The following is a 17,305-nucleotide window of genomic DNA, read 5'->3' on the forward strand; positions in this document are numbered from 1 at the left end:
TGTCCTGATGTAGGACAAGGGAATTCAGGCCGGGGCCCCGCCAAAAGCAACCCGGGCTAAGCCGATAGAACCCGGGGTTGCTCCTGGTTGGCAGGCTTTTCGGCGGGGTGCTTGGTGCGGGGGAGAAAGCGCGAATACAGACGCAGAAAAGGGAGCTCGAAGTAGCGAAAGCAAAGCGTGGCGGTACCTACCGTGAGGCCGAATGCCAGGATTGGGATGATGAAAACACTGTCCCAAGCTGTTTTCTGCCATCCGAGTAAGTGGTAGATGTCCGACAAAGCCGTTAGGATGGGCGCGTGCAGCAGGTACATCCCAAAGGCCAGCTGGCCCAGGTAGCGCATTCCTTTGACGTTACCGAGCTTGAAAATGGAATAGCGTCCGTAGTTCTGCTCCATCAGCACGAGCCCGGCCGTCAGGTCCACCACAAGTCGCTCAAAAGGCATGAGTTGAACCGGTCCTTCGCTCAGGCCATGCCGGTACAGGTAGAGCGACCACAGCCACAGCGCGGCTACGGCTATTCGGGGCAGGCGGCGCACACTCAACAGCCAGCGCCGGGCCAGGCCATGCCGGTAGTGCTGCGCATAGAACACGCCGATAGCCAGTAAGCTCCCGATTATCAAATCAGAGGCGCAGGTTAGCGTGTGAAAGTAATTATTACCATTGACGTACTGCCAGGACAGCGTCGCGGTCAGCAATACCAGCATCGTCGGGAAAAGATGCCGGACTGGAATGAAGGCCATAAGCAGAGGCCAGAGCAGGTAAAATTGCTCCTCCACTGCCAGGGACCAGGTAACCGCCAGCGACATATTCTCCGGAAACCGGCCGGCGGCCAGGTCCAGGTTCTGAATAAAGACGATGTAATGCCAGATTTCTACGTCAATAGCATAGCCATGACTGCCAAATGAGCGCAGAAACGGGTATCCGATAAAAGCAAAAGCGAGAATGGCATAGTATAGCGGCCAGATTCGCAGGGTGCGCCGCAGGTAAAAGGCCCCAATGTGGATACGGCCGTCGAGGTGGCGCTCACGTAGCAGCAGGGAGGTGATGAGAAAGCTGCTCATCACGAAAAAGAAGCTCAGCACCAGCGCAGAGTTGTGCACCACGCCCAGGTGGATGAGCGGCGCCAGCCAGTGCTCGTTTACCTCCGGAGCGTGGTGAGCACAGCCGTGGGATATGAAAATCAGAATGATAAACAAGCCGCGCAAGCCGTCCAGGTTGCGAAAATAGGGGCGTTTGAGAGTAGACTTAATGGACAATTGATTTATTGCAGTAAAAGGTTGATAATTAACCCTGCATGAGCGCAGAGCGACGCCAAAGATAAAAACAGTAACTGACTCCAAAAGGCGGCGGCTGGTTGCCTGCACCCGGCGCGAAGCCCGCCGAGGCACTTTAGTATTGGTAGGGGCTTGATTTTCTTTGCAATATCCTTAACCACTAAAAATATAGCCCGCGAATCAATTGCTTAAACTGCCGGTTATATCTTCGCGTCTTCGCTAAAAAGCACTGCCAACGTGAGAATCCTTAAATCTTTTAGTTACTCCGCAACCGGCCTCTTGCTTGCTGTTGGTGCTTTACATAGCAATTGCTCGCACCGGGTTGCCCCGGGCACTTCAGCTGCAAGTTCGGTTTCACAAAGCCAGCTGCTGACGCCGGCCGGGCTTAGAGCCACTATTTTAAAGGAAACTCAGCCCGGCGGGAAGCTGGATTTTTTCACCGCCATTAAAGGCCACGAATACGATGGCAAGCAGCTAAAGCCCGGCGTGTACGCTACGGCTTCGGAGGTGGCCTTATATCAGTGGGGCCGCGCCGTCAATGAATCAGGAATACGCTCGTTAGAAGAAGCTTATAGCATCTTCTCAGAATTTAAAGGGCAGCCGGCAAGTGCCAGGGATAAAGCCACAATCGAGCTAGGGTTCAACAAAAAGCTAGACAATTAGCCCAAACACGGCCATCTGCGAGGGTCCGCCCACGCCTTCCACCTCCTCCCCCATACTCACCAGCCGCACCTGATACCCGTGGCGCCCGGCCACGCCGGCGGCCCAGGCGGCGAACTCGGCGCGGGACCACTCGAAGCGGTGGTCGTCGTGGCGGAACTCGCCGGCGCTGAGGGCTTCGTAGAGCTGGTTGTAGTCGGCGTTGGGGGTGGTGACGAAGACGTGGGCGGGGCGCGCCTGGCCGAACACCACGGCTTCGAGGGCGGCGAGGCGGCTGGGGTCGAGGTGTTCGATGACTTCGACCAGGGCGGCGGCATCGAAGCCGGCGAGGCGGTCGTCGCGGTAAAGCAGCGAGCCCTGGATGAGGTCGATGCGCGCGCGCTGGCGCGGGGGAAGCTCGTCGAGGTGCAGGCGCTGGGCGGCACGGGCCAGGGCCTGGTGCGAGACGTCCATCCCGAGGAGGTACTCGATATGGGGCTGGCGCAGGAGCAGGCGCAGGAGCTTGCCTTCGCCGCAGCCCAGGTCGAGCACGCGCTTGGGGGCGAGCTGGTAGATTTCGTGGGCGACTTGCTGGAGGCGCTGGTCGTGGAGGGAGAGCTTTCGGTCGCCCTCCGCTGCAACCTCACCCCCTGACCCCCTCTCCAAAAAAGAGGGGGCACCGGAAATGCCACTGACGGATTCAGCAGTAGAATCGTCCTCACGAGCCGGTGCCCCCTCTTTTTTGGAGAGGGGGTCAGGGGGTGAGGTTTCTTCAGGGGCCGTTTCTCCCTCCATCAGCCGCTCCAGCGTGGGGTTGACGTAGGCGGCCAGGTAGCGCAGGTAGCGCCGCGTGATGAAGCCGCGCTCGGGGTGCTGGGGCAGCCAGGTGCCGCCGCGATGCAGCAGCTTTTCGGCCTCGTTTTCACCGATGTAATAGTGCTTGTCGTTGTCGAGCACGGGCAGCAGCACGTAGAGGTGGGTGAGCACGTCCTGTAGGCGCAGACCGTCGTGGCGCAGGTGCAGGGTGTAGTAGCGACTGTCGCCCCACTCGGGCACGGTGGGGTCGAGCGGAGTGGTTTCGATGGTGACGTCGTAGCCCAGGGGCTCGAAGAGGCGGCGGGGCCAGTCGGGGCCGGGGGCCGATACGACGGCTACTTTTACTTCGAGCGGCAGGGCTTGGACGGGCAGGTCGGGCTTGTCTTTGCAGGTGCCGTTCATGGCCGTGTTGAAGGCTTTGCTGAGGGCGGCGCTGAGGAAGGACGAGGCCACGTAGGGGCGGTCGTTGACGTACTGCTCGAGGGCGAAGCCTTCGCCGCTGCTGCCGGGGCGGCCGCGCACGAGGCCCACGGGGTCGAGGTCGAGCAGCAGGGCGGCGGTGCAGCGCTCGGCGGTGGCTTCGGGGTAGAAGATGTGGGCTTGGCCGCCGGCTACTTCCACGCTTTGCAGGCGGGCGGGGTTTTTATGGAGCAGGTAACCCAGGTCGGTGGCGGGCTGGTAGGTGGTGGAGATGGTGAGCAGCATAGGGGCGATGGTCGGGTAGCCAAAGCTACGGCGGCGCGCGTTTTGGCTGCTGCTACTGGCGGTAAGGGCTTCGAGCGGCGCACTATTCCTGCGGGGCGGCTCGATTTTGCCGGACTCCGGGTTGATTTTGGGTTGCTCCGACTCGATTTCTTTAAAGTCGGACCCGATTTTATCAAATTCGGGGGCGATTTTGCGGAAGTCCGACTTGATTTTTTTATAACCCGACCCGATTTTATCAAAGGCCGAGCTGATTTTTTAAAAGCCGGACTCGAATTTATCTAAGTCCGACCCGAATTTATCTACACCCGGCTCGAATTTATTCTATTTCGGGCTGAAAATGCTTGTTTTGGTTTCGTTATTATGGCTGGCAGCTTGAAATCTGGCGGTGTTCGGCCTGAAAACAGCGGTGGGCGGGCCGATTTCAATCGTTTGGGGGAAACTGGGCCGTGACCGCGCCCGAAACCTAGCACCGGGTTTAGGAGTCTAACGGGGAATTTTCACCCAACTTCTCCCCCATGCCTGGTTCCGACGCTCGTCCGCTTCTGCATTCCCAAATTGCCATCGTCACCGGCGGCAGCTCCGGCATCGGGGCCGGCGTGGCCCGGGCGCTGGGCGCCGCCGGGGCCAAGGTGGTGGTTAATTATCACTCCGAAGCAGGCCCCGCTAATGAAGTGGTGGCCGACATTGAGAAAGCCGGCAGCGAGGCCATTGCCGTGCAGGCCGACGTGAGCAAGGCGGCGGACGTGCAGCGGCTGTTTGCCGCCACGATTGAGAAATTTGGTACGGTGCATATTCTCGTCAGCAATTCCGGCATTCAGAAGGATGCCGCGTTTCTGGACATGACGCTGGAAGACTGGCAGCGCGTGATTGACGTGAACCTGACCGGGCAGTTTCTGTGCGTGCAGGCGGCGGCCCGCGAGTTTGTGAAGCGCGGCGTGCAGCCGGAAATTTCCAAAGCGGCCGGCAAAATCATCTGCATGAGCTCGGTGCACGAAATTATTCCCTGGGCCGGGCACGTGAACTACGCGGCCAGCAAGGGCGGCGTGATGCTGCTGATGAAAAGCGTGGCCCAGGAGCTGGCGCCCAAGAAAATCCGCATCAACAGCATCGGGCCGGGGGCCATTGCCACACCGATTAATCTGGAGGCGCGGGACACGCCCGCCGAAGAAAAGGATTTGCTGAAGCTTATTCCTTATGGCCGCATTGGCGAGGCGGCGGATATTGGGAAGGTGGCCGTGTGGCTGGCTTCGGATGAGTCGGACTACGTGACGGGGACGACGCTCTTTGCCGATGGCGGGATGCTGCTGTACCCGGGGTTTGTGGGCAATGGGTGATGTAGAGACGCGACCCTTCGCGTCTCGGCGTCCGCGCCGGCTGGTCATTACTTAATTTAACGACGAACAGTGGGCTTCGCGGCTTTAACCGTTCAACGACGAGACACGAAGGGTCGCGTCTCTACATTGTTCTGCGAGGTTTGCGCCTTGCTTTCTAGCTTATGCCTTCCCCCAACTCCCCCGAGCACCAGCGCCTGCGCGCCGCCAACAACCCTGACGACCCGGCGGCCTGGCGCCGCTTCGGCCCCTACCTTTCGGACCGGCAGTGGGGCACCGTGCGCGAGGACTACTCGCCCGACGGCAACGCCTGGAACTACGTGACCCACGACATGGCCCGCGCCTACGCCTACCGCTGGGGCGAGGAGGGCATCGGCGGCATCAGCGACGATAAGCAGCAGCTGTGCTTCGCCCCGGCCTTCTGGAACGGGCAGGACGAGCAGCTTAAGGAGCGGCTGTTTGGGCTGAACGGGCCCGAGGGCAACCACGCCGAGGACGTGAAGGAGCTGTATTATTACCTTGATAATGTGCCCACGCACTCCTACATGCGGATGCTGTATAAGTATCCGCAGGCCGCTTTCCCGTACGAGGAACTGCGGGAGGAAAGCGCCGCCCGCGACCGACTCGACCCCGAGTTTGAGCTGCTCGACACTGGCATTTTCAAGGACAACCGCTACTTCGACATCAACATCGAGTACGCCAAGGCCGGGCCGGAGGACATATTGATTCGCCTGACTATCGACAACCGGGGGCCGGCCGCCGCGCCGCTGCACGTGCTGCCGCAACTCTGGTTCAGGAACACCTGGACCTGGGGCTGCGACAATTACCGCCCTGAGCTGGCCGCAGTGAATGCCAATCAGGTAGCCGTGCGCCACCGCGAGCTGGCCAACCTGCGCCTGTACTGTGCCCCGCACGACGAGGCGGCGCCGGAATTGCTGTTTTGCGACAACGATACGAACTACGAAAAGCTGGTGCAGATGCCGGCGCACGGCCACCCGTTTTTCAAGGACGGCATTGATAATTACCTGCTGCACGGCCAGAAGGACGCGGTGAACCCCGAAAGCCAGGGTACCAAGGTTGCCGCCCACTACACCTTACTGGTGGAGCCGGGGCAAAGCCAGGTTATCCGCCTGCGGCTGGCCGCGCCCGACGTAGCCGAGCCCTTTACGGGTTTCGACGAGCTGTTTCAGGCCCGCCGCGACGAGGCCGACCAGTTTTACGCCTGTTTGCAGGAGGAAATAACCAGCGCCGACGCCCGCAACGTGCAGCGCCAGGCCCTGGGCGGCATGCTCTGGTGCAAGCAGTTCTACTACTACGACGTGCGCGAGTGGCTCGACGGCGACCCCGGCCTGCCCCCGCCCCCGGCCCAGCGCCAGGAGGGCCGCAACCACACCTGGCGCCAGCTCCACAACGCTGACATCATCTCGATGCCCGACACCTGGGAATACCCTTGGTACGCGGCCTGGGATTTGGCCTTCCACGCCGTGCCGCTGGCCATGGTGGACTCGACGTTTGCCAAGCAGCAGCTGCATTTGCTGCTGCAGGACCGCTACATGCACCCCAACGGCCAGCTGCCGGCCTACGAGTGGAAGTTCAGCGACGTGAACCCGCCGGTGCACGCCTGGGCCACCTGGCGGGTGTATAAGATGGACCAGAAGCAGCACGGCGGGCGCGGCGACCGTAAGTTTCTGGAGGCATCTTTTCACCGGCTCATGCTCAACTTCTCGTGGTGGGTGAACCGCAAGGACGTCGAAAACCGCAACGTATTCGAGGGCGGCTTCCTGGGGCTGGATAACATCGGCGTGTTCGACCGCTCCGACATGCCCGAGGGCAGCTTCATCGAGCAGGCCGACGGCACGAGCTGGATGGCCATGTACGCGCTCGACATGATGCGCATTGCGCTGGAGCTAAGCAAGGAAAACCCGGTGTACCAAGACATGGCCAGCAAGTTTTTCGAGCACTTCCTCTACATCGCCGAGGCCATGACGGGCGCCCGCACCACCGGCGAAAACATGTGGGACGAGGAAGACGGCTTCTACTACGACGTGCTGAACACCCAGGAGCACAAGCCCCAGCGCCTGAAAGTGCGCTCGATGGTGGGGCTAGTGCCGCTGTTCGCGGTGGAGGTGCTCGACGAGGAGATGATGCAGGAAATGCCGGACTTCGTGAAGCGCATGAACTGGTTTCTGGAAAACCGGCCCAAGCTGGCCGAGTTGGTGTCGCACTGGGACGAGCCGGGCGTGGGCAAGCGCCACCTGCTGTCATTGCTGCGCGGCCACCGCATGAAGCTGCTGCTGCACCGCATGTTGGACGAGGCCGAATTTCTCTCGCCCTACGGCGTGCGCTCGCTCTCGCGCTTCCACCTCGACAACCCCTACGTGTACGAAGGCGACGACGAGGATTACGTTATTCACTACGAGCCGGCCGAGTCGCAAACCTCGCTCTACGGCGGCAACTCGAACTGGCGCGGCCCGGTGTGGTTCCCGATGAACTTCCTGATTATCGAGTCGCTGCAGCGCTTCCACCACTACTACGGCGACGACTTCATCGTGGAATACCCCACCGGCTCGGGCCAGCACATCACCCTGCTGCAAATCGCCGACGCCCTCACCGGGCGGCTCACCAAGCTGTTTTTGCGCGACGAAAACGGCCACCGCCCGGCCCTCGGCAACATCGAGCTGATGCAGACCGACCCGCACTTCCGCGACCACCTGCTGTTCCACGAATACTTCAACGGCGACGATGGCGCCGGCCTCGGCGCCAGCCACCAGACCGGCTGGACGGGGCTTATCGCGAAGCTACTGCAGCCGCGCAAGCCGAATGAGTACCACTTGCTCACCGTGGGGGACGTGGATGCGGAGTAAAGCAGTAGCGCGGACTTTGGCTGCGCCGACCTTCGGTTGTAGTCCGCGAGTCTGAACGTTGAAACGTTAGTAAGTAACCCTAATTCGCCTCAATCGCGGACTACAAAGTCCGCGCTACATCTTATGCCCACTTCCCCCTGGCTCGACTTCACCACGCCCATCTCCGACCAGATGGTGCACTGGCCCGACAACGCTCCGGTTCACATCCGCCTCACCCGTAGCATGGCCTGGAAGGACGCGGCCAACGTGACCGAGCTCAGCCTGAGTGCCCACACCGCCACTCACGTCGATGCCGCCCGTCACTTCCTGGCCGACGGCCCCGACGTGACGGCCCTCGACCTCAACACGCTCATCGGCCCGGCCCGCGTGGTCGATATCGAGCACCCCGAGTTCGTGACCCGCGCCGAGCTGGAGCCGCTGGAAACCTCGCCCGGCGACCGGCTGCTCTTCCGCACCCGCAACTCGCACCGCGAGTGGGCCCGCGAGCCCTTCAATGAGAAGTTCGTGCGCGTGCGGGCCGATGCGGCGGAGTGGCTGCGCGAGCGCGGCATCGTGTGCGTGGGGGTCGATTATCTGTCCGTCGGCCCGGCCGACACGCATAAAATCCTGCTCGAAGCGGGCATCAGCATCATCGAGGGGCTGCGGCTGCAGGAGGCGGCGGCGGGCTGGTACGATATGATTTGCCTGCCGCTGCTGATTGAAGGGGCTGATGGGGCGCCGGCGCGGGTAGTGGCGCGGCGGCGGGAGTAGTATAACTGTCATTGCCTCCAGAACTGTCATGCTGAACGCAGGGAAGCATCCTCTCACGCCATAACGATTCCAGTCGGGTCGTTTCGGCGTGAGAGGATGCTTCCCTGCGTTCAGCATGACAGTTATTTATTTTGTCGTTTCAACAACTTAGCCATGCCTTCCCTTACTGACTTCGCCAGCTTTTACCTCTACGGCCTCACCGACAACCCCTACCGCCAGTCCGACGACCTGGCCGCCTTCGGGCAGCTCTATGAGCTCGTCATCGGCGCGCACGGCGGGGTGGCGCTGAGCAGCAGCTTCCACCCCTACCAGCTCGTCAACCCCAAGGGCGTGACGGCCTGGTACGCGGCCTACGCGCAACTCTACGCCCAGCCCGGGCGCGACGAGCTGTTTCGCACCATCGCCGACGAGCAGGCGCGCTACGTGATAGCGCCGCCGGCTTCCTTCGCCGACTTCCACGTGTGGCCCGACACCCGCCTCACCAGCGTTGAGAACCCGGTTTTCAGCCGCTACATTCCCTTCGTGCTGCCCTTCCTGGTGCATAAGGGCACGACCCCGCTGCGCTGGGATGCCACCTTCGCCGCCGGCGAGGAGCAGCCCGGCCTCGTGCAGGCCTACCTGGAAAGCGTAAACCAGGCCATCCGTTTCGTGCAGCCCTCGCCCGCCTTTATCCTAGGCTTCGATGAGTTCGACGACCAGCAGCCCGAGCGCATGATTGAGCGGTTTATGAGCATGCGCGACCGGCTGGGCCCGGCGTAGGGCTGCGAGTCTGGCTTTCCCCGAGAATCATGAGTTACGACATCCAGCTCTACCGCCGCGAAGTGCGGGAACAGGAGCAGCACTACCAGGGCGACGATTTTTTCGACCACAACGAACTGCTCCTCCCCTTCACGCCCGCCCAGCACCAGACCCTGCACGAGCGGCTGCTGCGCTACGGCTACCAGGTGCTGCAGCAGCGCCCCGCTGCCACCGACTACCAGCTGAGCGGCGAGCACCAGGCCCAGGCCCTGCTCACCGAACGGGGCCTCTACTTCAGCGCCGGCACCGCCGATTTCGACAACGTATTCGATATCCGCATGACGGCTTCGGAGTTTACCGACACCAGGGAGTTTGCCAAATACGACCCACAGGCAGGTGGTTGGGAAGATATCGGGGACTGAAGACTGTGCGACATTTTTTGGTGCGACATTTTAAAATGTCGCACCAAAAAATGTCGCACGCCCAACGAAATAAAAAATGCCCCGACCATCTGGTCGGGGCATTTGCGTGTTTGCAGAAAAAAGAAAGAAATAGAACCCTATTTCACTACCAGGCGGGCGGTGCTGCCGTCCTCGCTTTTCAGCACGTACACGCCGGCGGTCAGGCCAGCCGTTTCGAGGGCGTCGGCGGCGCGCAGCTGGCGCACGGGGCGGCCCAGCACGTCGAGCAGCTGGCCCGACACGGCGCGGCTCAGGCGCACGCTGCCGCCCTGGGCGGGGTTGGGGTAGCAGTAGAGCGGCGCGGTGGGGCGGGCGCCGGCGGTGGCCGACGTCACCACGGTGCCGCGCAGCTGCACGCCGTAGACGGCCACGGTGCTGCTGACCTCGTTGGCGAGGATGAGCAGGGGCTGGCCGGTGGGGCTGTCGGCGGCCGAAATGAAGACTGTGCCCTCGGGGCCGAGGTCGGCAGGGCCGGCCGTCAGGCTGCGGTTGTTGAGGTAGTCGACGAGGCGGGGCTGGGCGGGGTTGTTCACGTTGAACACGGCCACGCCGCCGATGCGCTCCAGGCTCACGAAGGCGTAAGTAGTGTCGCGGATGCTGCCGGTGGTGATGCCCTCGGGCTCGGGGCCCTTGTCGTCGGAGCGGTTTTTGAAGGCTGGCGCGCCGGTGGTGTTGCTGGCGTTGAAGATGGCGCCGAAGGCCGCGTCGGTGCTGGTGAGGCGCTCGAGCAGGTCGCCGCTGTCGAAGACGGTGGCGCCGGTGGTGGCATTAAGGATGCTGAACGAACGGCCGCCGAAGGCGTGAATCTCGTCGATGTCGCCGTCGCCGTCGGTGTCGCCGGTGGCGGTGGTCACGTTGAGGCGGCCCAGGGCGGCGTTGTTTTTCAGCAGCGCGGCCTGCGGGAAGGTGGCGGGGTCGAGCACGTAGCCGGCGTTGCCCAGGCGGGTCACCTCGGCGAAGGCGGTGTACTCGCGGGCGTCGCCCTCGTTGGCCGTCACCACGTAGCGGCCGCCACCCAGCGCGGCGGGCAGTTCGAAGCTCGAAATGGCATCGGGCATGCGCATGCCTCGCACCGGCCAGTTGGCCATGAGCACCTCGGTGCCCTGGTCGGAGGCGTCGAAGCTGAAGCCAGGCTGGGCGTGGTCCTGGTAGCCCACCGAGCGCAGGCTGCTGATGGTGCGGGTGGTGAGGTCGATGGTCGCCAGCGCGTTGTTTTCCTGGCAGGCCACGTAGGCCGTGCGCGAATCGGGCGAGATGGTGATGTACTCGGGCTCCAAATCCTGGGCCACCGAGCTGCGCGCGCCGCCCGTGGCGCCGCCGAAAATGCGGATGCCGGCGGTGCGCAGTGCGGCTTCCTGGCCATTCCAGGCCGTGAAGTCGAGCGTGGTCACGTTGGCCTGGGTGAGGTTGGCGATGCTGCCGGGGCCGCTGATGCCGCTGAGGTCGATGATGGACACCGAGCCGTTGGGGTCGTTGGTGTAGGCGGCGTTGGGCTCGCCCTCGTTGGCCGTGAGCAGGTAGCGGCCGTCGGGCGAGAAGGTAATCATGTCGGGCAGGCTGCCCACGGTCACCTGTTTCAGGAAGGTGCCGTTCTGGTCGAAGAACACCACTTTGCCGGGGTTCTGCAGCGTCGTGCCATCCTCGATGGCGCAGGCCACGATGCCATTCCGCACCACTACCGAGTTGATACCGCCGTAGGGCGCCATCGAAATCGACGCCACCGGGGTAATCATGCCGGGCGTGGCGAAGTTGAGAATATCGAGCTTGCCGCCAATCGAGTTGGCCACGTACAGGCGGTCGGTGCTGGGGTCGTGGGCCACGATTTCAGCCGAGTTGGTGCCGCTGGCGCCGTTCTGGTAGCTGCCCAGCAGGTTCAGGCTGAAGTTGCGGTCGCGGGCCGGCGCCTGGGTATCATTGTCCTTGATGAACACCAAAAACTCGGTGCTGCCGGCCGTGAGCGTGGCGTTGCCGGGGTTCTGCAGGCGCACGGTGAAGTACTCGGCCGCCTCGGCCGTGGCATCGTCGGCGATGGGCAGCGTGAGCGTGGCCGTGGTGGCGCCCGGCGCGAAGGTCACGGTTTGCGTGCTGGCGAAGGTGTAGTCGGCGCCCGCCGTGGCGGTGCCCAGCGGGGCTACCACCACTTCCACGGTGCTGGCCGTGGCGTTGGCGTTGCGGATGCTCAGCGGGAGGCTCACCGTCCCGGCATTTTCCGGCACCACCAGCGTGCTGCCGGTGAAGCCCAGGTCGGGCACCACGGGCGCGGCCGAGCGGCCCAGGCTGATTTCGTCGAAGGCCACCCAGTCATCGTTGCCATTCTGGCGCACGGCCAGGCGCAGGCGGGCGTGGGTGCTGCCAGCCGGCACGGGCACCGTCACGGTGGTCCAGGCGCCGGTGTTTTTGTTCAGTTGGGTGTAGGTACGCGGCGCGGGCCAGGTCGTGCCGTTGTCGAACTGCACCACGTAGGCCAGCGAGTCGGGGTTGTCGAAGGCGTTGCTGAAGTATTTGAAGGAAATTTCCGTAGCCGCCGCGCTGCCCGTCTGGATGGCTACCGGCGCGAAGTCGAGGCAATGCCAGAGGCTCTGGCTGTTGGTGGCCGGGCCTTCCATATCGCGCCCACCCCACAGGCTGGCCCCGGCCGAGGGCGTAATCTGGAGCGCCCCAGTGCCGATGCTGGGCAGGATGGCCCACTGGTCGTTATCGGCCGGCACGTTGTAGGTAGCGGGGGTGGCTACGAAATTCCAGGTGTCGGCCGCGCTGTTTTCAAAACTTTGGGCGAGGCTCTGGGCCTGGGCGTTAAGCGTGGTGCCAGCCGTAGCCAGCCCCAGCAAGCCCAGGGTTCGGAGCCAGGAAGAAGGAGTAATAAAGCGCATCGTTGCAGCATTAATGGATGATGCCGCAAAGGTCCCGGCGGGGTGTTAGGTAGAGGTTGCGGGGAGGTTATGGAATTGGGTTGGTAGCTTTAAAGCGGCATTAAAACAACTGTGTTTTATGAAACCGCTGGCTCACCTGCTGACCTCGTCGTTCCTTATTGGTTTTGTTTCAGCCTGCGAGCCGGGGGCCGAAAAGTCTACCATTAGCAAGGTGACGCCGACCGAAGTCTACCAAGTTGCTGCGCTTTCAAAGGCTTTACCCTACGACACCCTGCGTCTGCAGCAGGAAAGCTTTGGCGGTAATTCCATTCTGTTTTATCTGCGTCATCCCCAGATTCCGCAAGTAGCAAAGGACCTTTACCTGGGCCATGCCGAGCCTAGCGATGACGATAAAACACTGGCGCTGATGGACAGTATTTTTACTAAGAATACCGTCACTCAGCCCTTTTATTTCCTGACGCTTACCCGAACAATGCCCAAAGCCGACGGCGCTTACTCCGAACCGCTTGGCATCATGGCAAAAGAGTTTGTCGAGCAACATCCCAGTCGGTTTGCAGCGTATTTCCTCACAGAGAAGCTTCTAACGAAAAAGGATTTTGGTAATTGGGCCGAACGCGTGGCAATGGAGTTCGATATCAGCAATGAAGGCCACGCAGCAAGCGCCCGTGCGGCTTGGGCCAAAGCTCAATTGAATAATTGTAAAAGCGGTAGCACCGCTGAAGAAAGCAAGCTGCGCGAGTTTACCGAACTGGTAAACGGCTGGCATCAGCCAGATTAGGAATCCACGTTACAGGATGGTCGCAATCTGAACTACAAAATGCGGCTGACGGATGACGTAACATCGCGGACTACAGAGTCCGCGCTACTGCCTTTCAAAAAATCCCCATACCACAGCCCCGAGTCCTTCACCGTGCGCTGCTGCGTCTCGTAATCGACGTGGATGAGCCCGAAGCGCGGGCCGTAGCCCTCGGCCCACTCGAAGTTGTCGGTGAGCGTCCAGGCGAAGTAGCCGTTCACGTCCACGCCTTCGCGGCGGGCGCGCAGCACCTGGCCCAGGGCCGCCTGCAGGTAGGCCCGGCGCTGCTGGTCGTGCACGAAGCCGCCAGCTTGCACATCCGGGAAGGCTGAGCCGCTTTCGGTTACGATGAGCTTTGGCGCATTTGGGTAAGCCGAGTACTGCTTCAACATTTGGTAAACCGACTCGGGGTAGACCTCCCAGCCCATGTCGGTGTAGGGCACACCGCGCTGCTTGGCGGGCACCAGCGTGGCCCACTGCAGCGGCAGCCAGGGCGAGAATTTAACCACCTCGCGGGTGTAGTTCTGAATGCCCCAGAAGTCGAAATCGAACTTCAGGCGCTGCTCGTCGCCGGGCTTCTGGTAGCGCTCCAGCAGCCAGCGCAGGGCGGGCAGCTCGGCCACGGGGTAGCCCAGGCCCAGGACCGGCTCCACGAAAAAGCGGTTGAGCAGGGCATCGGCGCGGCGGGTGGCGGCTTCGTCATAGCCGTTGCCGGGGCGGTGCGGGGTGAGGTAGGAGCAGGAAAACGTGGTGCCCACCTGCGCGCCATCGGGCAGCAGGGCGCGCAGGGCGCGGCCGCCTTCGGCCTGGGCCAGCGTAGCGTGGTGCGCCGCCGCCAGAAACGCCCCCAGGTGCCGCCGCCCTGGCGCGTGCACGCCCAGCAGGTGCCCGGCGCCCACGAACACCATCGGCTCGTTGAGCACCATCCAGTTCTGCACCCGGTCGCCGAGGCGGCGGGCCAGGATTTGGGCGTAATCGGATAGCCAGCCCACTACCGACCGGTTGGTCCAGCCGCCGCGGGCCTGCAGGGCGCTGGGCAGGTCCCAGTGGTACACCGTGACCCAGGGGCGCAGGTCGCGCTCCAAGCAGGCATCCACCAGCCGGTCGTAGAAGTCGAGGCCCCGGCGGTTCACGGCGCCAGTGCCTTCGGGCAGCACCCGCGACCAGGCGGCCGAGAAGCGGTAGTCCGTCAAACCCAGGCCCCGGGCCAGGTCGAGGTCGGTTTCGTAACGGTTGTAGAAATCGCAGGCTACGCGGGCGTGCTCGCCGTTGCGGATGGCCTTTTTGCGCCGCGTGAAGTCGTCCCAGATGCTCGGGCCCTTGCCCTGGCATTGCCAGGCCCCCTCAATCTGGTACGCCGCCGAGGCCGCGCCCCAGTGGAAACCGGGGCCAAAATCGGCGCTGGACAGGGACGAGGGAGAGGTCGCGGGGTAGAAGGCGGCGGGAAGGTCGGGCATTGTTTTTATTGGTAAAGTAATTGAGACCGTGTCATGCTGAGCGTAGCGAAGCATCCTCTCACGCCATAACGAGGCAGTAACTCAATCGTTCCAACGTGAGAGGATGCTTCGCTGCGCTCAGCATGACACGTTCTTTTTTGTCGTTCTGATGGTGTCTTTCAAATGGCGGGCGGGGGCAAGCCCCGCCCCTACACCGCTACCGCCGCCAGTTGTTCCCGCAGCAGCTGGTCGATAATGGCGGCCGTCTGGTCGGGGTAGTTTACGGCAATTGTGTCATCGCGGTGCAGCCAGTCATCCACCACGGCCAGGTGCTTATCCTTGAGGCTCTTGATAACCGGCACGCCCATACCCGCCAGCGCGGCGGCATTGCACTGCTGCTCATACTGTTGTTTCATGGGCAGCACCAGCAGCTTTTTGCCCAAATGTAAAGCCTCGGCCGGCGTTTCGAAGCCCGCGCCGCAGAGCACGCCGGCCGAGCGGGCCAGGCTGTCGAGAAAGGCGCTGCCGCTCACCGGCCACACCTGCACATTGCCGTGTTTCGATGGCTGGGTGCTGTGCTTGCTGAACACCTCCCAGCGCGTGCTGTGGCTGAGGTAGCGCAGGCGCTCCACCAGCGTTTCCTCATCAAAAGCCGGCAGATAGACAGTATAGTGCCCCTCGTTGGTGGGCGCGAGCTCGCGCACCTGCCGGCGAATGACGGGAGTGAATATTTCCGGCGAATACTGCTGAAAGTGAAAGCCATACTGCGCCGTACTGGGCGCGTAGTGCCGCAGCACGGCCCGGCCGGCGTAGTCCTCCTCCCTGGGCAGCGGCGCATCCGGGTGCAGCACGGCACTCTGGTGGCTCAGGGCCACGCAGGGCACCTCGCGCAGCTTGCAGGCCCAGCTACTCACCGGCTCGAAGTCGCTGATGACCAAATCGTAGCTTTCTGCCGGCAGGTGGCGCACCTCGCGCAGAAATTTGGCCGAGTTGAACTGCCAGAAGGTCTTCACGAAGTTGATGCCGCCTTTCTTGCCGAAGATGAAGCCCATGCCCCGCGCCCGGTATTTCACCTCGAAGGGCAGCTGAATATCGGCGGGCGGGCCGCTCACCAGGATGTCGAGCTGCTCGCAACGAGCTTGTAGTAAAGGAACAATATCGAGGGCGCGGCTGAGGTGGCCGTTGCCGGTGCCCTGGATGGCGTAAAGGATGCGCATAGTTTAGAACGTCAAGCTCCCCTCCTTGGAAAGGAGGGGATGTTTTCGCGCAGCGAAAACGGGGGTGGTTCGCCCGGTCGCGCCGTCAGGTTGTCGTTGGGGTGTTCTTAAAAATCTTTCTTACAAATCGTTCGGGTGTCGTTCTGGCGTTTCAACCACCCCCGTTCGCTGCTTAGCGCAGCTCACATCCCCTCCTTTCCAAGAAGGGGAGTTTCGTTCCATCAGCCCTTTATCTTAAACTCCACCAGCAGCCCCTCCAGCAGCGTCGCCACATCGGCATCGGCGGCCACATCCGCTTCATCAGCGGCTTCGGCGGCCCGGGCCATGCGCGGGTCGTCGTGGTAGCGGTAGAGCTGCCAGCCGGCCTCGGCGGTGTATTCGAGGGCGGTGAGGTTTTCGACCCAGTCGCCGGAGTTAAGGTAGGTGATGTCGCCTTTGGCCGTGACGATGGGCTTGATTTCGGGCTGGTGAATGTGGCCGCAGGCCACGTAGCGGTAGCCCTCGTCGGCGGCGATGGCGGCGGCGGTGGTTTCGAAATTGTTCATGGCGGCCACGGCCGTTTTCACCCGCTCCTTTACTTTTTTGGATAAAGCCACGCGTGGGCGCCCAGCCTTGTCCAATAGAAAGTTGACGAAGCGGTTTATCAAAATGAGTAAGTCGTAGCCGTGGCCGCCCAGCTTGGCCAGCCAGCGCGAGTGCTGCATGGTCACGTCGAATACGTCGCCGTGAAACAGCCAGGTGCGGCCGTGGGGCAGGTCGAGCACCAGCTTGTTGTCGAGGTGGAAATTGCCCAGCCGCAGGCCCGCAAATTTGCGCAGCAACTCGTCGTGGTTGCCGGTGAGGTAGTGGATTTTGACGCCCTTGGCGGCCAGGCCGGTGAGGTAGCGCACCACCCGCATGTGGGCGGGCGGCCAGTAGTTTTTCGAGAACTGCCAGATGTCCACGATGTCGCCGTTGAGCACCAGCACCTGCGGCTTGATGCTCTTGAGGTAGCGCAGCAGCTCAGTGGCGTGGCAACCATAGGTGCCCAAGTGCACGTCGGAAATAACGGCCACCTGCACCCGCCGCCGCTTGGGCCGCCGGGGCTTGGGCACGGTTACGGCTGGGGTTTGCGCTTCGATTACCACGCTCATGCTGCCGACGGATAGGTGAAGCCCCCACGCCGCCTCGCCTCGGGCCGCCGCGGTCGCACGGCCTTGGCCCGGCGGCTCAGCCAGCGGGCCGCATTCTCGCCCCCGCCCCCGAAGGCCGAACGCAAGCTACCCAACGTGTGCAGCACAAACGCCAGCCACAAAGCCATTTGAAACAACTCATACACGAGCCAGCGCCCCAAGCGGCGCAGCCACGAAAACAAAGCCGGGAAGTACATAGCGCGAGCTGGAAAAGTGGAAAAAATCAGTTCCCCAAA

The 17,305-nt window shown here is 62.5% G+C and carries 15 protein-coding genes; 8 read left to right on the forward strand and 7 right to left on the reverse strand.

All coding sequences use genetic code 11. From position 1 onward, the window contains the following. Positions 1-56: 56 nt before the first annotated feature. A complete protein-coding gene (locus tag Q5H93_RS14975) occupies positions 57-1,256 on the reverse strand; it encodes an acyltransferase family protein (RefSeq protein WP_305007391.1) in 1,200 nt (399 codons plus the stop codon). Positions 1,257-1,511: 255 nt separating this feature from the next. On the opposite strand from Q5H93_RS14975, the gene Q5H93_RS14980 reads away from it, so the two are divergent. Beyond that, positions 1,512-1,937: a hypothetical protein gene (locus Q5H93_RS14980; RefSeq protein ID WP_305007393.1), complete on the forward strand. Its 426-nt coding sequence runs from the start codon at positions 1,512-1,514 to the stop codon at positions 1,935-1,937. Here the strand turns inward: Q5H93_RS14980 and Q5H93_RS14985 are convergent. Continuing rightward, positions 1,926-3,434 carry a 3' terminal RNA ribose 2'-O-methyltransferase Hen1 gene (locus Q5H93_RS14985; protein WP_305007394.1) on the reverse strand — a complete coding sequence of 503 codons (1,509 nt, stop codon included), beginning with the start codon at positions 3,432-3,434 and terminating at the stop codon, positions 1,926-1,928. The two genes, Q5H93_RS14980 and Q5H93_RS14985, sit on opposite strands and share 12 nt — an antisense overlap. 42 nt (positions 3,435-3,476) lie before the next feature. Between Q5H93_RS14985 and Q5H93_RS14990 the strand changes: the two genes are divergently transcribed. The 6 genes from Q5H93_RS14990 to Q5H93_RS15015 all read left to right on the forward strand — a co-directional run bounded on the left by Q5H93_RS14990 (position 3,477) and on the right by Q5H93_RS15015 (position 9,539). Continuing rightward, positions 3,477-3,716, forward strand: coding sequence for a hypothetical protein (locus Q5H93_RS14990; RefSeq protein WP_305007395.1), 240 nt, complete (start codon positions 3,477-3,479; stop codon positions 3,714-3,716). 233 nt (positions 3,717-3,949) lie between these two features. Continuing rightward, complete coding sequence (locus Q5H93_RS14995) at positions 3,950-4,768, forward strand: SDR family oxidoreductase (RefSeq protein ID WP_305007396.1); 819 nt, start codon at positions 3,950-3,952, stop codon at positions 4,766-4,768. Positions 4,769-4,929: 161 nt separating this feature from the next. Next, positions 4,930-7,629: an MGH1-like glycoside hydrolase domain-containing protein gene (locus Q5H93_RS15000; protein WP_305007397.1), complete on the forward strand. Its 2,700-nt coding sequence runs from the start codon at positions 4,930-4,932 to the stop codon at positions 7,627-7,629. Between the two features lie 123 nt (positions 7,630-7,752). Continuing rightward, positions 7,753-8,379, forward strand: a complete 627-nt coding sequence (locus tag Q5H93_RS15005; protein WP_305007398.1) for a cyclase family protein — start codon at positions 7,753-7,755, stop codon at positions 8,377-8,379. 153 nt (positions 8,380-8,532) lie between these two features. Further along, a complete protein-coding gene (locus Q5H93_RS15010) occupies positions 8,533-9,138 on the forward strand; it encodes a hypothetical protein (RefSeq protein ID WP_305007399.1) in 606 nt (201 codons plus the stop codon). Between the two features lie 29 nt (positions 9,139-9,167). Further along, positions 9,168-9,539: a hypothetical protein gene (locus Q5H93_RS15015; RefSeq protein ID WP_305007400.1), complete on the forward strand. Its 372-nt coding sequence runs from the start codon at positions 9,168-9,170 to the stop codon at positions 9,537-9,539. 137 nt (positions 9,540-9,676) lie between these two features. Here the strand turns inward: Q5H93_RS15015 and Q5H93_RS15020 are convergent, their stop codons facing one another. Continuing rightward, positions 9,677-12,448: a choice-of-anchor I family protein gene (locus Q5H93_RS15020; protein ID WP_305007401.1), complete on the reverse strand. Its 2,772-nt coding sequence runs from the start codon at positions 12,446-12,448 to the stop codon at positions 9,677-9,679. 118 nt (positions 12,449-12,566) lie between these two features. On the opposite strand from Q5H93_RS15020, the gene Q5H93_RS15025 reads away from it, so the two are divergent. Next, positions 12,567-13,226: a hypothetical protein gene (locus Q5H93_RS15025; RefSeq protein WP_305007402.1), complete on the forward strand. Its 660-nt coding sequence runs from the start codon at positions 12,567-12,569 to the stop codon at positions 13,224-13,226. A 32-nt stretch (positions 13,227-13,258) separates the two neighbouring features. Here Q5H93_RS15025 and Q5H93_RS15030 read toward each other — a convergent pair whose 3' ends face one another. The 4 genes from Q5H93_RS15030 to Q5H93_RS15045 all read right to left on the reverse strand — a co-directional run bounded on the left by Q5H93_RS15030 (position 13,259) and on the right by Q5H93_RS15045 (position 17,266). After that, a complete protein-coding gene (locus tag Q5H93_RS15030) occupies positions 13,259-14,701 on the reverse strand; it encodes a GH1 family beta-glucosidase (protein WP_305007403.1) in 1,443 nt (480 codons plus the stop codon). 188 nt (positions 14,702-14,889) lie between these two features. Beyond that, positions 14,890-15,897: a glycosyltransferase family protein gene (locus tag Q5H93_RS15035; RefSeq protein WP_305007404.1), complete on the reverse strand. Its 1,008-nt coding sequence runs from the start codon at positions 15,895-15,897 to the stop codon at positions 14,890-14,892. 221 nt (positions 15,898-16,118) lie between these two features. After that, positions 16,119-17,030: a UDP-2,3-diacylglucosamine diphosphatase gene (locus tag Q5H93_RS15040; protein WP_305007405.1), complete on the reverse strand. Its 912-nt coding sequence runs from the start codon at positions 17,028-17,030 to the stop codon at positions 16,119-16,121. Beyond that, a complete protein-coding gene (locus Q5H93_RS15045) occupies positions 17,027-17,266 on the reverse strand; it encodes a hypothetical protein (protein WP_305007406.1) in 240 nt (79 codons plus the stop codon). The genes Q5H93_RS15040 and Q5H93_RS15045 overlap by 4 nt, the downstream gene beginning before the upstream one ends. Positions 17,267-17,305 lie beyond the last annotated feature (39 nt).

It is taken from the genome of Hymenobacter aranciens (genome assembly GCF_030580865.1).
GTDB classification, from domain to species: domain Bacteria; phylum Bacteroidota; class Bacteroidia; order Cytophagales; family Hymenobacteraceae; genus Hymenobacter; species Hymenobacter aranciens.

Excerpts from the sequence above, each read along its gene's own strand:
- Q5H93_RS14985 (WP_305007394.1), bottom strand. The coding sequence starts at position 3,434 with ATGCTGCTCACCATCTCCACCACCTACCAGCCCGCCACCGACCTGGGT.
- Q5H93_RS14995 (WP_305007396.1), top strand. The coding sequence starts at position 3,950 with ATGCCTGGTTCCGACGCTCGTCCGCTTCTGCATTCCCAAATTGCCATC.
- Q5H93_RS15000 (WP_305007397.1), top strand. The coding sequence starts at position 4,930 with ATGCCTTCCCCCAACTCCCCCGAGCACCAGCGCCTGCGCGCCGCCAAC.
- Q5H93_RS15005 (WP_305007398.1), top strand. The coding sequence starts at position 7,753 with ATGCCCACTTCCCCCTGGCTCGACTTCACCACGCCCATCTCCGACCAG.
- Q5H93_RS15010 (WP_305007399.1), top strand. The coding sequence starts at position 8,533 with ATGCCTTCCCTTACTGACTTCGCCAGCTTTTACCTCTACGGCCTCACC.
- Q5H93_RS15015 (WP_305007400.1), top strand. The coding sequence starts at position 9,168 with ATGAGTTACGACATCCAGCTCTACCGCCGCGAAGTGCGGGAACAGGAG.
- Q5H93_RS15020 (WP_305007401.1), bottom strand. The coding sequence starts at position 12,448 with ATGCGCTTTATTACTCCTTCTTCCTGGCTCCGAACCCTGGGCTTGCTG.
- Q5H93_RS15025 (WP_305007402.1), top strand. The coding sequence starts at position 12,567 with ATGAAACCGCTGGCTCACCTGCTGACCTCGTCGTTCCTTATTGGTTTT.
- Q5H93_RS15030 (WP_305007403.1), bottom strand. The coding sequence starts at position 14,701 with ATGCCCGACCTTCCCGCCGCCTTCTACCCCGCGACCTCTCCCTCGTCC.
- Q5H93_RS15035 (WP_305007404.1), bottom strand. The coding sequence starts at position 15,897 with ATGCGCATCCTTTACGCCATCCAGGGCACCGGCAACGGCCACCTCAGC.
- Q5H93_RS15040 (WP_305007405.1), bottom strand. The coding sequence starts at position 17,030 with ATGAGCGTGGTAATCGAAGCGCAAACCCCAGCCGTAACCGTGCCCAAG.
- Q5H93_RS15045 (WP_305007406.1), bottom strand. The coding sequence starts at position 17,266 with ATGTACTTCCCGGCTTTGTTTTCGTGGCTGCGCCGCTTGGGGCGCTGG.